General features: G+C 42.5%; 20 protein-coding genes. All 20 read right to left on the reverse strand.

The annotated features are described in order from the left end of the window. Window positions 1–426: a hypothetical protein gene (locus tag M1F37_RS03745; protein WP_247934776.1), complete on the reverse strand. Its 426-nt coding sequence runs from the start codon at window positions 424–426 to the stop codon at window positions 1–3. Window positions 427–434: 8 nt separating this feature from the next. Further along, entirely contained in the window at window positions 435–1,238 is an 804-nt protein-coding gene (locus M1F37_RS09970; protein WP_282184467.1) for a collagen-like protein, read from the reverse strand. Next, window positions 1,235–3,040, reverse strand: a complete 1,806-nt coding sequence (locus M1F37_RS03755) for a phage tail spike protein (RefSeq protein ID WP_247934777.1) — start codon at window positions 3,038–3,040, stop codon at window positions 1,235–1,237. The genes M1F37_RS09970 and M1F37_RS03755 overlap by 4 nt, the downstream gene beginning before the upstream one ends. Next, window positions 3,037–3,735, reverse strand: a complete 699-nt coding sequence (locus M1F37_RS03760) for a phage tail protein (RefSeq protein ID WP_247934778.1) — start codon at window positions 3,733–3,735, stop codon at window positions 3,037–3,039. Before M1F37_RS03760 ends, M1F37_RS03755 begins: the two co-directional genes overlap by 4 nt. Continuing rightward, entirely contained in the window at window positions 3,735–6,146 is a 2,412-nt protein-coding gene (locus M1F37_RS03765; RefSeq protein WP_247934779.1) for a phage tail protein, read from the reverse strand. The genes M1F37_RS03760 and M1F37_RS03765 overlap by 1 nt, the downstream gene beginning before the upstream one ends. Continuing rightward, window positions 6,146–6,532, reverse strand: coding sequence for a DUF5361 domain-containing protein (locus M1F37_RS03770; protein WP_247934780.1), 387 nt, complete (start codon window positions 6,530–6,532; stop codon window positions 6,146–6,148). The genes M1F37_RS03765 and M1F37_RS03770 overlap by 1 nt, the downstream gene beginning before the upstream one ends. Before the next feature lie 11 nt (window positions 6,533–6,543). After that, complete coding sequence (locus M1F37_RS03775) at window positions 6,544–6,819, reverse strand: hypothetical protein (RefSeq protein WP_050243014.1); 276 nt, start codon at window positions 6,817–6,819, stop codon at window positions 6,544–6,546. 5 nt (window positions 6,820–6,824) lie between these two features. Further along, entirely contained in the window at window positions 6,825–7,382 is a 558-nt protein-coding gene (locus tag M1F37_RS03780) for a phage tail protein (protein WP_084928678.1), read from the reverse strand. A gap of 80 nt (window positions 7,383–7,462) precedes the next feature. Continuing rightward, window positions 7,463–7,798: a hypothetical protein gene (locus tag M1F37_RS03785; protein ID WP_247934781.1), complete on the reverse strand. Its 336-nt coding sequence runs from the start codon at window positions 7,796–7,798 to the stop codon at window positions 7,463–7,465. Then, window positions 7,795–8,031, reverse strand: a complete 237-nt coding sequence (locus tag M1F37_RS03790; protein WP_247934782.1) for a hypothetical protein — start codon at window positions 8,029–8,031, stop codon at window positions 7,795–7,797. Before M1F37_RS03790 ends, M1F37_RS03785 begins: the two co-directional genes overlap by 4 nt. Continuing rightward, on the reverse strand, window positions 8,024–8,362 hold the full coding sequence (locus tag M1F37_RS03795) for a hypothetical protein (RefSeq protein ID WP_247934783.1): 339 nt from the start codon (window positions 8,360–8,362) through the stop codon (window positions 8,024–8,026). The genes M1F37_RS03790 and M1F37_RS03795 overlap by 8 nt, the downstream gene beginning before the upstream one ends. After that, window positions 8,307–8,747 carry a phage Gp19/Gp15/Gp42 family protein gene (locus M1F37_RS03800; protein ID WP_000536419.1) on the reverse strand — a complete coding sequence of 147 codons (441 nt, stop codon included), beginning with the start codon at window positions 8,745–8,747 and terminating at the stop codon, window positions 8,307–8,309. The genes M1F37_RS03795 and M1F37_RS03800 overlap by 56 nt, the downstream gene beginning before the upstream one ends. Window positions 8,748–8,750: 3 nt before the next feature. Continuing rightward, window positions 8,751–8,963 carry a HeH/LEM domain-containing protein gene (locus M1F37_RS03805; RefSeq protein ID WP_247934784.1) on the reverse strand — a complete coding sequence of 71 codons (213 nt, stop codon included), beginning with the start codon at window positions 8,961–8,963 and terminating at the stop codon, window positions 8,751–8,753. A gap of 5 nt (window positions 8,964–8,968) precedes the next feature. Then, entirely contained in the window at window positions 8,969–9,862 is an 894-nt protein-coding gene (locus tag M1F37_RS03810; RefSeq protein ID WP_247934785.1) for a phage major capsid protein, read from the reverse strand. Window positions 9,863–9,874: 12 nt separating this feature from the next. Continuing rightward, window positions 9,875–10,339, reverse strand: a complete 465-nt coding sequence (locus M1F37_RS03815) for a capsid assembly scaffolding protein Gp46 family protein (RefSeq protein ID WP_247934786.1) — start codon at window positions 10,337–10,339, stop codon at window positions 9,875–9,877. 82 nt (window positions 10,340–10,421) lie between these two features. After that, a complete protein-coding gene (locus M1F37_RS03820; protein ID WP_247934787.1) occupies window positions 10,422–11,834 on the reverse strand; it encodes a terminase in 1,413 nt (470 codons plus the stop codon). A 55-nt stretch (window positions 11,835–11,889) separates the two neighbouring features. Continuing rightward, on the reverse strand, window positions 11,890–12,591 hold the full coding sequence (locus M1F37_RS03825) for a hypothetical protein (RefSeq protein WP_247934788.1): 702 nt from the start codon (window positions 12,589–12,591) through the stop codon (window positions 11,890–11,892). Continuing rightward, on the reverse strand, window positions 12,545–13,849 hold the full coding sequence (locus M1F37_RS03830; RefSeq protein WP_247934789.1) for a hypothetical protein: 1,305 nt from the start codon (window positions 13,847–13,849) through the stop codon (window positions 12,545–12,547). Before M1F37_RS03830 ends, M1F37_RS03825 begins: the two co-directional genes overlap by 47 nt. Before the next feature lie 134 nt (window positions 13,850–13,983). Beyond that, the gene (locus tag M1F37_RS03835) at window positions 13,984–14,328 is read right to left on the reverse strand and encodes an HNH endonuclease (RefSeq protein ID WP_247934790.1); all 345 of its coding nucleotides are present in this window, start codon (window positions 14,326–14,328) and stop codon (window positions 13,984–13,986) included. A gap of 233 nt (window positions 14,329–14,561) precedes the next feature. Continuing rightward, a complete protein-coding gene (locus M1F37_RS03840) occupies window positions 14,562–15,128 on the reverse strand; it encodes a site-specific integrase (protein WP_138700361.1) in 567 nt (188 codons plus the stop codon). Window positions 15,129–15,167 lie beyond the last annotated feature (39 nt).

Below are 15,167 nucleotides of genomic sequence, written 5' to 3' on the forward strand. Positions count from 1 at the left end.
TTACCCTCCTCTTTTTCTACCAAAAATATAGGTTTCGTTGTATTTGTTGGATAGGAAATCCTCCACTTCATCCGTATTTTTGAAAATAACGAATAGTTGGTAATTGTAATGTCTTCGGTAGCCAGCTGAATAACCAGTATCTTGCTGGCCTACTACTACCCTGACTTCAAATGTCTTGTTAGAATTTTGAAGTTTCAACACATTACAATCCTCTATTCCATCCAAACCATACGGACGACGTTCGGATATACCTAAATCAATAAAGGCTCGTTCTGTAGAGCCAAAGCGCCAAAATGAACCGTAGCGGTTTGAAGTGAATCTTAGCACTTCGTCAAACTGGATTATGACTTTCTCCCAAACCAGCCTTGTCCCAACATAGCGCTGAACAATTTCCCTGGACCCCACGTAAATTCCTTCTCTAGCCATAGTTACTCCTACCTGTAGATATCGTAGATGGTATTAGCATCTTTGTTAGAAATTGCGTCATATTGGGACCTCGTTCCAGCCCAATATTTCATTGGTTGTCCACCATTCTGGTTGATGATATTTTGGCCAGGCACACCATCGGCACCTCTAGCTCCGTCCGCACCTCTGGGACCTGCTGGACCTCTAGCACCTTCTGGTCCTCGCAAGCTATTTCGTTGTGTCTGAGTCAAGCTGTCAAAAGTTGGCCGATTTTCAAGGGCTGTAACCCTGCGTTTTAATTCTGTATCGTTATAAGAAATTACGAACGTTCTCTTACCAATTTTTTGAACATTAATATTAGTGCCGTTGACAGTCGTCACCTTCCAAAATTCGTAATCTACAGTACTGCTATCCGTCCAAAGGTCTTCAACAATATCCCCTACCTTGATACCGTCAGGGTTCATGATATCGGTTGTTTTTATTGTTGCTACTGAGCCGATATTTGCACCATAGATATCTCCTTTAGCAATGCGATAAACTGGCGTTTCAGACTTCTTGGCGTATTCCGCCAAAGCACGCTCTGCGGCTGAACCTTCAAAACGCACAACACCATCAGCACCTCTTGGTCCTGCTGGCCCCGTCTCTCCACGGTCTCCTTTGGGACCAGTCAGATATTGAAGAGCTGAGAATCGGTCACGGCCATTTCCGACCTTGACCTTGCCTGTGTCGCTCTCAACGCCTAACTCCCCATCAAGTAAGACCAGAGTGCTACTTGCCCAGTCTCGTGCTGACATGCGCTTGTGCTGTACCCTTACTGGGATTGTTTCCGTCATGTTTTTCCTCCGTCAAAAATAAAAGTTGGATTCTCGTTCCAACTTCCGTCATATCTTGAATTTTGTCCGTCAGCTACCGTCTTGTAGACTGGCGCTAGTTCAATCCGTCTTGTCTGATTGTCAATCATCACAGACTGCTCTACGTTCTGATACCAGTCCCCTGAGAAGGTAAGACGATAGGCACCGTAGTAGACTGCTAAGACCTGCTCCTCTTTTTGGACAAGGTCTTTGTCAATCGCTGGCATGACCGAATTAGCAGGCGCAAGATGAACGTGGCCACCATAAAATGTAGGCTTATTCACTACCACAGTCACATCTGTTTTGCCGTAAGGTGTACAGGTAGCTGACCAGCTTATAACGTATTTCTTACCAATTTCAAAACCCTCTCCATTGTGACCGACTTCTACGAAATCCGTTCCATAACTGATTTTTTTAGCCGTGCCACCATTCAAGCGGTTCTTATTGTATTGAGTATTCCCGTCACCGCCAATCAAACTAGCATTGACCCTTGCAGTCTCGCTGACTTGCTCAAGTTTCTTGCTTAATTCAGCGATTGAGTCCGCACCACTCATCAGTTCATCACGGATACGCTTCACGAACTCAGGACGCTCTTTTTCCATTTCTTCGTGGATTTTAGCGCCAAATTCTTCGGCCTTAGCCTTGTACTGCTCGATGGCATCCGTGATAGCTTTCTCACGCTTGGCAAATTCAGCATCAAATGCACGATCAGCGTTTGCGATTTCCTTTTTCAAACGTTCTTCAAAAATCTTATGTAGATTTCGACTTTCATTCAAAACGGCATCATTTACAATCCCACCGATTGCATTCGCAAGACTTGACTGGAACGTCCCAAAACCAATTGATTTTAGACGTTTCGCCATTGGTGAATAGGTGTATTTCGTAATCTTCTTACGAACATCAAGACCATACCACTCGTGGTAGATACTGACCACATCGAACATCCGAACTGCAACATCACTCTGGCCGACAACCGAGATTTCAAGGTTATCTTCCAGCATGTCGCACATACTTGTCCGAAAATACTGCTTACCGTATTCAATCAAACTAGCTTGGTCTTTGACATTCTGATCATTGACCTCAACAACTGCTTCATAGATTTGGCTATATTTCCCAAGCAAGGGACTATCAATCACCACTACGTAATCAACGTCAGGCGCCTTCTCTCCCTCACCTTTAACTGTCGTTTTAAAGGTTATCCGAGTTTTCAGCGATTTCGTTGAGGTCTTATGCTGGTAGCTAGACAGGTTTTTCTTGTACATAAAAAGCGATTCATTCTCTGAACCGCCATTTTTCAACAAACGTAAGTTATAGCCATTTCGCACCATATCTCCGCCCCATTGACCAAGGATAGAGTGCTTGTCTTTGGCCAAGACCTCCATAGCATTCTTATCCTTGATGTTGAGCGTATGTCTATCATCAATGTCCGAAAAGAAAGAAAAGGGATTGGTTCTGGTAATACTACCAGCAAAAGCACTCAATACCCTCGTCCCACTGACACGATCCACATCGATAGAGCTGACGATGTAGTTATTTAACAGACTGATAACCTGATTGGCATAGACTTGGATATATCCTTGTTGTTTTTCAACCTCAAAAATATAAAAATCCTGCTCACCATGCAGGTCATCAGCTGTCAAAAAGGTTTCCTCTTTCAGCAATTCCCACTTGGGATCTGACGTAGGAAAGCGAAAGGTCAGCTGATAGGTATTGTTCCGCTCCTGGACAATTTCGTCATTGTAGGCCTCATTTAAAGGCGTATTGCCTTCAGTAAGATAAATCATAAGATATACCTCCAATTCGGCCGAACCGTGACCTTACGAACCGCACCAGTAAAGACTAGACCGTTATTACCGACTGCTAACTCAAAGAAGCCTCCACGTTTACGTAGCGTATTTTGAACCGCACCATCTGCGTTGTAGATATTCTGTTTCTTATGTCTACAATCAATGGTCACTTTTCGTCTAATAGTCAAGTGCATAGTTGTCCGTCCGATAGTCAAAGAAATATCACCGTCTCCTTCAATCTCAATTACAGGTTCACTATAGACAGAGCCTGGATTGTTGACATTACCGCTTGCGGTAAAGATAAGAGGAGCAACATTTTTCTGATAGCGGAACGGTTGCATACTCAACTTAATTTCAAGCTTCCAGCCGTGCATACCTTGAGGTTTGTATTTGGCACTGACGAAGTCAGCATAAAAAATAGAGCCTAGTTGGTAGCTAAACTCTAGCGTATTATCATTTGGTTGGAATTTCTCAACGATTTTAGACGGGTCTACTGTCCTTGGAAGGTAAAAGACAAAAGTCCTTTCGTAACTTTCGTAAGCACCGTCCAAGACACGGTAATTCCCGTTGACCCCAAAAAGGGTAGCTGTTTCTGAAACTTTCGGTTTAGCAGCCTCTACCTCGCCAAAATCAGTCACAACACATTTAGGAATGGTTGAAGTATCGAAACCATTGATAATCATGTATTCCATTAAATTCCCTCCCTAGCATAAATTGCACCTTGACGGTGGTAGACACTCATTGAAATTTTATCAGCGTCCAGATAAGTATCTGACGGCTTTTCAAGGATAGCAGTAAGGATCTTCTCCATACTTGCTCTCAGAATCTCTATCTCAGACACGGTTTGACTGTCTTTTGCCTCAATTTGAGCGCTTGGCATAGCCAAACTTGCTTCAATATTCTTGGCAATGGTAGGTGTTCCACTCAATCCAAAATCATCGTTTGAAAATGCGTTTGAGATTTCGCCAGCCATTCCGCTGACAGATTTTTTAACACCTTTGAAACGGTCTTGCAATCCTCTATCCAAACCTTGCATAATCGCATTACCAGCTGGTATCAAGAGCTTGCGGTCGTACTCAATCGGACCTTTGTGATCAGCAATCCAACCAGCAATACCACCAACAAAATCAGTAACTGCACTCCAAGCAGACTTCAAACCGCCAAGGAATCCATCTAGGATAGCTTTACCAGCCTCCCAAAGGTTGATGTTTTTGATTCCATCAAATATGCTTGTAACATTACTTACAAGGTCGCTTACCGCTTGCTTCATGCTATTCCAAGCATTTTGAGCGCCTTGTACAAGTCCATCAATCAAGCCTAAGACGGTTGATTTCAATCCTTCCCAAGCACTGCTTGCGACAGATTTGATCGTGTTCCAGATGTTAGATAATATTTGAGCAAAACCATCAAAAATAGCCTTACCTGCAGCAGACAACCCTTTCCAGATGGCCTCACCAACACCCTTTATAGCATTCCAAGCGGTGCCCCAGTCACCATTGATGATAGCCATGACTGCTTTTATAATGCCACTTATAACATCCATAGCCGTCTGAATAGCAATCTTAATCAATTCCCAAACTGTTGTTACTACCGTGCAGATATTGTTCCACGTAGCTTCAATGAAAGGAGCAAGGATATTCATTGCGGTTTCAATAATAGATTGAATAATCGGCATAACCGTCTGAATAACTGTCTGGATGGCGTTCCAAACCGTTGTGAACGTTTGTTGAATCAAACCTTGATTTTCAGTCCACCATAGGGAAATACCGTCCCAAACAGACCTAATAAAATCAACAACTGCTTGGATAATCGGAGCAACAACAGCCATCATATTGTTCCAGACGGTTGTTGCTGTTTCAACAATACCATTCCAAACTTCGGTCAAGACTGGTGCGACAGACTGCCACACACCAGAGAACCAATCCATGAAGCCTTGCCAGATTTGTCTCCCCATCTCAGTTTGAGTGAAGAAATAAACCAAGCCTGCAGTTAATGCAGCAATCGCTGCGATGGCAATTCCAATAGGATTGGCGCTCATAGCAGTAAATAGACCCGTGACTGCTGTTTTAATTGTCGTTAAGACAGCAGGTATTCCAGATAACAATCCCGAGACTGCCGAAAATGCTTTAAAAGCTAAAAATGCAGAACCAAGAGCGGTAACGATACCACCCATGATACTTCCTAGACCTTCACCGAAAATTCCACTGAAAACACCCTTGATTCCTCCCAAAATAAGGTTAGGAATTTGCTTCAAAATATTTCCAATCATCGGAATTAGGTTTCCGAAAAGAAATGTGGATGTCGTTTCCATCAAAGCCTGTAGTGCGGGTTGAATATCTTCACCCAAAGACAACTTTCCAAGAACGTTCTGAGCAGCTGCTTTCATCGACTCAAATGATCCGGTGAAAGTTGTTGCTGCTTCTCTTGCTGTTGTGCCAGTGATGTCCAAATTCTCTTGGATAGCGTGAATCGCGCTATAAACATCTGACAAGTTATTCATGTCATACTTAACGCCTGTCAACTTTTCTGCATCGGACAAAAGCCGTTGCATTTCTTGTTTGGTACCACCATAACCCAATTTTAAGTTGTCGAGCATGGTGTAGTTTTGTTTGGCGAAACCTTGATACGCCAGTTGAATGCTTTCCATAGATGTCCCCATCTTATTCGCATTATCCGACATATCAATCATGGCCATGTTAGCTGTTTCTGCTGCTTTATCTGTATCTCCACCAAGAGATTGCAATAAGCTTGCTGAGAAACCTGTAACATTTTCCATATAGGCATTGGCTGACAGACCTGTTGTCTTATAGGCCTCGTTTGCAAAACCTTTGACCTTATCAGCTGAATCTTTAAATAGGGTTTCGATACCACCAAGCGATTGTTGGAGTGCTGCCCCTTCAGTTATGGATGCTCCGATTGCTTTACCAATTCCTGCAGCAGTAATAACCTTTGAAACAGCGCCCATCATTTTGGATCCGAGGGATTCGCCTGCGCTAACGCCAGCAGAGGCAACTTCACCACCCATTTCCTTTTGAATCATGCCACTAATGCCTTTAGCGGATGGAATGATTTGTACATAGGCTTTTCCTAATTCGGTCGCCACTATTCCTCACCTCCTGTTTTCGCAAGTAAAGCCTTGCGATAATTTTCAAAGTCCTCACCAGATTCAAAAACGAGATAATCCCTTTCGTCACTCTCTTCTTTGTGATTTTTTTTAAGCAATTCAGCGATTGATGTTGGGCGATTAACACCCTTTTGGCCATCCTTGGTTTGCAACCACAAAGAAAGAGACAGTCTGTCTACGATATTTGCAAGTAACGTCGTTTCAAGAGGGACGATTTGGTCAGATATCATCTGCTTTATCCGCGAATCATCACGCAACCCATACGCAAAAACAGCCACCTGATTTAAAGGTAGCTGTTTGTAGTCGTATATCTGGTAGGTTTCCGCCAAGTCACAGACAAGGGCATCTTCGTCCAAATTGATCATCTGAGCAAGGACTAGGATTTTTTTAAGCCGTTAACGGATTCAAAAACACTCTTGATTTCATCTGCCATTTTATCATTTGGCACGATGCCATCTTCTTCTCTTAGATGGTCTTTAAAAGCCTTGGCTTGCTCATCTCCAAATAAAAGTTTTACAACTTTAGGAAAGACTTGGCCTTGTCCTTCGTCAACTTCACCAATCAATTCTAACAATTCATAGTTATTTAAACGACGCTCAGAAATTTCGAATTTAAAACCTGACTTCGTTTCCCCTTTGAATGTTTTACTCATCTATTTTACGCTCCTTGAATGTATTCGTAGTGAGTGTTCTCACTATTGTCTGGTAATGCAGTGATCGTCAATTCATAGCCGATAGGTTCGCCGTCTTTATAGCTGATTTCGCCAATTTCACTCACCTTACCACGAGGAATCACAACACGTTTTGCATAGCCGTTTTTCAACAATGTATCAATAACCAAGCTATGTTCTGGCAATTCTTTACCGTTAGCTTTGACAGTGATACCTGTTTCAAGCGTTCCTGAAACGTTATCTGGCCCATACACTTCTTTCAAGACTTCAACGTTCAGACCTTCAATTAATTTGTATTTGAAGGTGTCTTTTTTTTCAGTTTGGGAAGACAAGACTGTTTGTCCGCCCCACGCTTTAACTACTTCGCTTTCTGGCGAGTTCTCATTGGTCACCCCATCTTCTGAAATGTAACCTAGCGTTTTAAATGCAGCATCCAATACTGTTTTGGCATTTAGTGGTAGATTTGTTCCAGTTGGTGCAGTAGATACTGCTCCTCCAATTTTAGGCTTAGCAGCCGTTACATTTGATGCTGATGCAGTCGTCATATTCTTTCCTCCTATTGATTCTGCATTTGGTGTTCTTACTTCTGTCGCTTCTAATTCTGGCGCCAAAACCACACCTCCTTTTAAAAATAATTGATGTCATATACCGCTTGATAGCGATATTGCTTCGTTTCCGTGTCTGTAAAGTTGTAGTCACTATTGTGATGCACACCGCTGACTTCGTTGACCGTGATGAGATCCTCAACTACTCTCTTGACTTTCTCATTTAACTCAGCAGCCTTTTGAAGTGATGGTGCATAACTTTGAAAAGCGAATGTAGCGGAATGAACGTAGTCGCTTCCACCGCTTCCAGTCTTTTCTAAAATTACATAACTTTCAGGCATATTTGGCTTATGCTCAAAAAAAGACGGAACATCTAACTGTCCGTCCAAAAATTTCTTTATAACTAATTCGATCATCTCATAGCCTTCAGTAAAATATTATGTTTTTTATTTCTAGCCATGCTCTTGATATCAGTCGTACTAATCTTTGCATTGGCACGCTTTTGCCCTGACGATACGGTCAATTCAAATCCCTCACCAGCTCGGTTTGCAATTCCTTGCCCTTTCTCCCTCAAAATGCCCTGCATTTCGGAAGAACGTAGCAAGGCAGACACACCAGCTGAGTTCAATTGAAATTTCATATCACTCATACACTTCAACCATAACCTTTCTATTCCAAGATAATGGAATCATTGACTCAATCCCCTCTTGAGGGATGCCAATCGTCCGCCATTTACGACCAAAAAACTTGACCTCACGGTTCTCCCACTTGTTAGTGTCTCCTTTAGGAATACCAAGTGTATACTCCGCCTTTTTCCCAGTCAGATTCATTTGATTGATGACGTCCTCTGATGAAGTTGGGACAACCAATACGTTTTTAACCTCAATCTCAACATCACGATGGATTGGATGACCGAAATCGTCGTTACCAATTTCCACCTTGTCTATTAAAATGACAGGGATTCCTTTTAGGTAGGTCATAAATTTCAATCGCTCCATATCGTTGTTTTTTCTTCAAACCAAGCCTTTTGAGTTCGGTGTCTTTAATAAAGAGACCGCCTCCAGGGACAAGGTAAGAACCACTAAAAGAATAACCCAAGGCACTTTCAGAAACTTGAGTCATTGGCTCATGGTCTGTTGAGGTCATGAGGGTTCGTGCCACGATATCGACCGTGACAGACTTGGCAACACTAGCGAATGACACGCTTTCTGCCACCATATCGTCAAGGTCTTTACCGACTTTTTCAGCTTCCACTCGCAAAGAATTAGATACAACTTCCAACAAAGCCTCAGCCCTTGCACGCTCATCAAATTTCAACGAGCGCCATAACAATTCCAAGTCTTCAATCTTTGCAAAAGTTCCCATAGCTTAACCCTTGTTTTCCTCGTACAAGGCTACCAAATCGGATTTTTTTGAACTCTTATCGTAATCAATGCCTAATTCATCCAAACTAGACTTCAATTCCGCTACGGTCATATCTCCTCCGCTTGGTGCCGTATCTTCCACAGGCACCCAATCTCCCCCGATTAGAGAATCGGAAGAGATTACAGCGCCCGTTTTTGTATCACGGTATAAAGCCATAGGTCTTAAGCCTTAACACGAGCAAAAGCGTCTGCGTCAAGAATGCCCCAACCGATAAAGGCTTCTGCACGCAAACAGATTTCATTGTAGGCTTTAAGGTCACGACCTGCTCCGTCTGGGTCACCGTATTCGATGATTTCAAGAGGGATATTTTCTGAGTAACCCCATTTGAAGCGGTTCTCAAAGTCTCCCACGATTGCATGGTCTTGGTCTGCGCTTCCTGAGATTGTAAGGTTTTTGTTTACATCAGACTTCATGCCGAAGAATGAGTCTGGATTTTGACCAAAGCGGAACTCTGGATATTGAACAACGCCATTTACCTTCACTTTAGCAAGCGCTTGTCCTGCCGCTGGTGAAATGGCGATACCTGTTACTTCTCCACCTTTTGCTACGATAGCTTGAACTGCTGTGTCGATATTTTCATCAACTTTAGCTTCATCATAAGTTACTGTAGTACCTGTTACCACTCCGTCAAAAGAGTTAGTATCTTTAAATGAAGCTGGCGTCATACCTTTTGGCTCAAGCCCGTGAAGTGCTGCAATGTCAAAAGCTTCTGCAATTTTCTTAGAAAATCCGTCTGCGAATTGTGACAAGTATTCAAGCTGTTTAGCTTCAGACATATACTTGAATTCTTCTGTGATACGTGCTTGGTAAACAAACTTCAATGGTTTAATAATTTTTGAAGTGATTGTTGCTTTCCCTGCTTGTTTTTGTTCGCCTTCTCCAACGATTTGTGCATTTCCTTCAAGGTTGAAGATGAATTGCTCTACACCATTGAATGGGATAGGCGTTTGATTTGAAAGTTTAGCAAGTACGGAACGTCCTTGAACCTTGCTGATCATTTCTTTAACAAGTTCTGGTTTAAAAAGTGTTGCTGTTTTTAATGAATTGTCTGTCATTTTACTTCTCCTCTACTTATGAAAATTCATTTCTTTTAACATTTGTCGCATTTCTAGCTCTTTTCCACTGCCTACCTCTGGCTCAATGTCTTTCAACGGTGCTTGAGGTACTGGTGCTGGACGCATAAAACCAGCTAGACGCTCAGCATCAGCCCTCAATGCCTCTTCGTCAGCACCTTGAAGACGGTCAGCTAAGTCATAAGGCAAGCCATTTTGTAAAGCGATACGAGTTCGCAAGCTAGCAGTTTCATAATTGCTCACTTGCCCCTGCAATTCAGTGATTTGAGCGTCTAATCCCGCTCTGGTTTGCTTGTCATCTTCAACAGTAGACTTCAAAGCACTGTTTTCAGATTCCAGTTCTGAAACACGTTTTTTAAGATCATCATAATCACCGAATTTTTCACGCTCACGTCTGATACGTTCCTTCACGATGTTATCTAGCTCTTCCTGTGTTTCAATCGTTTTAAATTCAGACATCTTCATGTCTCCTTTCTCCTGCTTCCCCGGCAGTTCGGTAATTTTTTAGGCATCAAAAAAAGCAGGCTCTCAACTGCTCTTCTTAATAACTGATTTTTTGCTTTTTCTTAGGCTTAGTTGTCACACAAGCCCAATGCGCAAGCAAGGCGCTATCCATCAAAGAAATATCCATATCCGCAAAATGCGAGCGATAGCCAAACCCACCGTTTGAACCGATGTTCCGCTTCTCACAGTTGGTTGTGATTTTCTTTAAAGACGGTTGACCAGCATGGCACAAGGTCTTTTGATAAATCCCCTGCTCCCACATAGAGTTAGCCACGATGATTTCCTTAACCGTAGGCAATATCACGCTCTTCATGCGTTCCTTTTTCAACTCTTCATCAAGGATTTTTTGACCGCTTGCCCCATCGACTACGATAGTAGCCACATCGGCACGCTTGACAAAATCCAAAATCCAGTCATTTCCATTACGAACTGACTGACAATCAATCGTCTCAACGAAAATCCGCTCATCTACAGTACGAACAGCAATGCTTAATGCCACGTTTGCGCCATCTTGACCATATTTGACTCCGACAAACAACTTACCTGACAAATCAGGCATAGAGTCAACACATAACTCATTCCATTCCGTTTCCGAAATAGCAGATTTCTGGTTGTATTCAGGCCAATAACCCAAACGCTGAACATTATGGTCTAGCTTATCATCACCAAGCTCTGCTTCTATCTTCCGCTCGTTCAAATGGTAACCCATTGAGGGATTGGAGTTATACCAGGCATCGACATCATCGATTTCTTTTTCTTCAGAAACCGACCACTCCGCCCAACCAGAGTATTTTCCTTTCCCGAAAAGGCAAGTCTTACGGTAATTTGTGAATACCGTCCCATTTGAAACAGGTGTAGGAGGTGTCCCACACATGATTGTGATTGGATTGCTACTATCCGTTACCGTATATTTCAAGGCCGATTCCTGCTCAGTCGTATATTCCTGAGCCTCATCGATTACAAGAAGGTCAAAACCTTCCCCTAAACCACCGTTTGAGGTTCTGGTACGGAATTGTACAATCCCACCGCCGTCAAATAGTTCAATCCGCTCTTGTCCCTTGGCTCGTATAGAGCTAAAGTGCTCACCGTCCACATACCCCATTTTTTCAAGATAACGTTTTACCTTTTCAAAAGAGGAATGAGAGGTGGATATTCTATGAGCCGTGTGTAGGATGTTTAGTCCATTATGCAGGCCCCAAAGTTCAAAAAGGTATAAGAGTTCAGACTTTCCATTACGACGAGGGATAGAGTAGCCAAATTTTTGATGAACCCACAAACCATCCTTATCGACAGCCATGATGGATGTCAACAAGTTGACTTGCCAAGCGTAACAAGAAAGGCCCGTCCGTTCGTAGATTTCTACCGCTTCTTTTGCCTTAGAATTTTTCTTGACGTACTTTAAAATTACCGATTGAGTAGGATTCTGATTGCCAAGTTTCTTTCTAGCCATCCACTGCTCCTTTCAATCGTACCGCATGATAACCCTATCGCTGGGAGATATCAGATCACCTCCACGTTTTATTCCAAACATTTTGTTTTTTTCCGGATTTAGGGTCATAATCAACCGTACATCTACAACGATTGTGCCTAGCATAAATTGCTTTTGGAACTTTTGGATAAATGTAGGTTCCTTCTAAACTTTGACACCAATCACAACAATCACTTACAGCACGACGAGTAATTTCGGGCTTCAACCCTGCTTTATGATGTGCTTCAGCGTTTTTTTGGATAAAATCATCGACAATACTTTGAGTGAAATTCACAATAGGCTCTTTCAAAATCCAATTGATATCCTCAAAATCTCCTTCGCTTGCTAAACGGTTAACAAAACCGTTCATTTTATCCTTATTGAAATTTGGAGTTTGAACTGCAATCCCTATTTTTGCTTTCTTGTTCAAATCCTTTTGAACCTTGCTGGTATAATCACTTACAATGTCGTAATTTCGTCCCAAAACGTCTTCTAACAAGCGTTGAGCAATATTGTAATACATTTTACCGTCTGGTAGCGTTTCGTTCGTCAGAGAAGCTCCCAGAGCCTTAGAAAGTATCTCCCCAATTTCAATAGCATATTGATTAGCGTCCAAATAACTTGCTTTGCTATGATGCAGTTTAGACAGCAAGTCTTTCAATACCTCGCTGTCTAGCCTAGCACCTTCAAACTCAGACTTGATTTTCTTGAGCAGGCTCGGAACGATATCCTCCACCATCTGCACCCTCCTTCACTACTGGAGTAGGCTTGTCTGAACCTTTAATTCCAGTCAAGTCACGGATGGTTTCAGCATCCATATAACCAGGCACCGCTTGATTCAGTTTGATAACACCATCACCAATCAAAGTCAGCATGTTAGCGTCCGCCTCAAACAAAGGCTCCCACTTCACGACCGTTTTATTGAACTGTTTCCTCAAATACGGAAACTCATCTCGTAAACAAGTAGCCACATAAGCCACATTCAGCAAACCAGAGCCCAGAGAGCGCTGAGCCTTCCGACCAGCTAACCGCAAGTTCTCATGACTAGCCTTGATAGCTTCAACAGATGACGGATTATCCGAAACAAATCCAAGGTCATCCAAGGTCAAACCCATCTCCCCAGCAAAGCCAGCAGCTGCAGTCCGTAACTGCTCAGTAAAAGGAGACATGCTGGATGTGGTGAATTGTCCCACATTCGGCTTGTCCCCTTCATCATCTTTGGTAAAGGTCAGCAAGCTAGATACAGTTGCTTTCCACGTATCAATCGCCTCAGCATCTTGACTCAATCCCAACACATACTTCTGAGGGAATGAATAGAACTCAGCAGTCACATCTGACCGCTCAAGCGTTCGTTTAGCATATCTCTGATAGTACATCCCAGCCCGAGTAATTCGTGACCGACCAAACGGCCGAACCGCATCAGGTCTATGAATGACTGGCACCAGCAAAGGAACACCCGTTGGATTTCCGATTGCAAACGGCTTACCATCTTTCGGATAGAACCAAGTCACATCACCAGTGAAGTAAGCCTCAAGCACGGCATAACCATTGTCGTCTCGCTTCAAGACTGCATATCCCTCAGTCAGCAAGCCAGTGATAGGATCTAAAACACCAGTCGCATTGCTTGCTTCGATAACCTGCAACCTAGGAGCATCATCGTCATCTCCTTGCGAGATGTAGACAAAACAACACGACCCAATCAAAGCTGAAAGGATCGCGCTATCAAAGAATACATCTGGATTGTTCTGAGCAAAGATTTCATTTGCCTCAAATTCGTCGTTAGCAAACTCACGAAAGACCAAACGGTCTGCTAGGCTATCAACACCCTTAGCAGCCCAACCTAAGACTGCCCGATATTGTTGCCTGATTTGAGGGGGTATCGTAATACCAACATCTATATCGTTGTGTTGCATAGCATACTGATTATATCTAGTATCTACACCCATTTTGTAATTGGCTAGCTTCTTCCTGAGATAGCCCATACCTTTCAATGTCATTTTATACAACTACCTTTCATTTCCCGCGAGAAAAAATGTACAGTGACGGTGTGAAGTCCTGAAGCACTGAGGGGGAGGGGGGCATCCCCCCACCTTGGCAGGACCGCTCGTCCTTTTTTAATCACGTTTTGTTTTTAACCCTTATACTTAAACCAATCTGTACTCTGTGGCAAGTTCCTATTGCCAATTATTTTAGTTCCATTTGTTTTTTCATCAGCGTACAACTTGTCAGACTTCTGTCTATTACATTGCCAATGCGCCAACTGCAAATTAGCAATGTCAGATGGATGTCCGTTCTTATTTACTGGAACGATGTGGTCAATGACTGGACTTAATGGATGAGGATATCTCAGGTCTTTATCTACAGGCTGACCACATATCCCACAAGTATTTCTTGTCTTTAAGATAATCTTCTTGTTCTTCTCAAAGGCCACTCTATGTGGTCCACTACGGTCCGCTCGGAGGGGGTTGGTATTCATCTGGGGAGGGGGTCCTTTCTTTTTAAGGGAGGGGGTTGGTATTCTCAAATGTACCCCCTCGGTATCTTTCAAAGCAGGGGTGTTTTTAGTGCACCCACCCCCTCTTGTATTTAACATATCTTATATTTTGTGACTTTCGAGAGAACCTGCTTTAACCCAGTCTAGGCAATGCTTCAACTACATTTCTGATTTATTGAATTTACCGTTTCTCAATATGATAAATAGACATGCTTTTAATACGTAAAAGTAAGCATACTTTCATCTATTTCATCTTGATTATAGCCTATATAGTCCAATGTTATATCTGGTGCAGAGTGATTAAGTATCTGCATTAAGATAGCTATATTACCATTCTGTTTATAGTGATGGTACCCAAATGTTTTTCTCATCGAGTGAGTACCAATGTGTTCAAGTCCAGAATGATTTGCTGCATCATTTAGAAATTGATACACAGCTACTCTTCCTATATGCTTGATTCTAAGTCCATCACCCCTCACTTTCTTCCTGCTCGGAAAGAGGTAGTCGTAACTTTCAAGATTGTTTTCTTTTATGTAGCGGTTCAAGGCTTTTCTTAACTCTGGGTTAACTGCGAACCTTCTTACTTTCCCTGTCTTTTTCTCTTTGATCTCTATTCTGTCTTGGGTAACATGTTTTACTTGAAGAGGAACAATATCGCTTACTCGTAAACCTGAGTATATTCCAAATAAAAAGAGAATATAGTTTCGTTCACTTTTTGATTTTAAATAATTTTTCATTCGTTCGATATCATCTAGATCACGAATTGGTTCTACTTTCTTCATGTACCTCTCCTTCCTACATAAAAAGCCACTGGTCGTGGC

Origin of the sequence: Streptococcus mitis (assembly GCF_023109105.1) — a bacterium.
GTDB lineage: Bacteria > Bacillota > Bacilli > Lactobacillales > Streptococcaceae > Streptococcus > Streptococcus mitis_BW.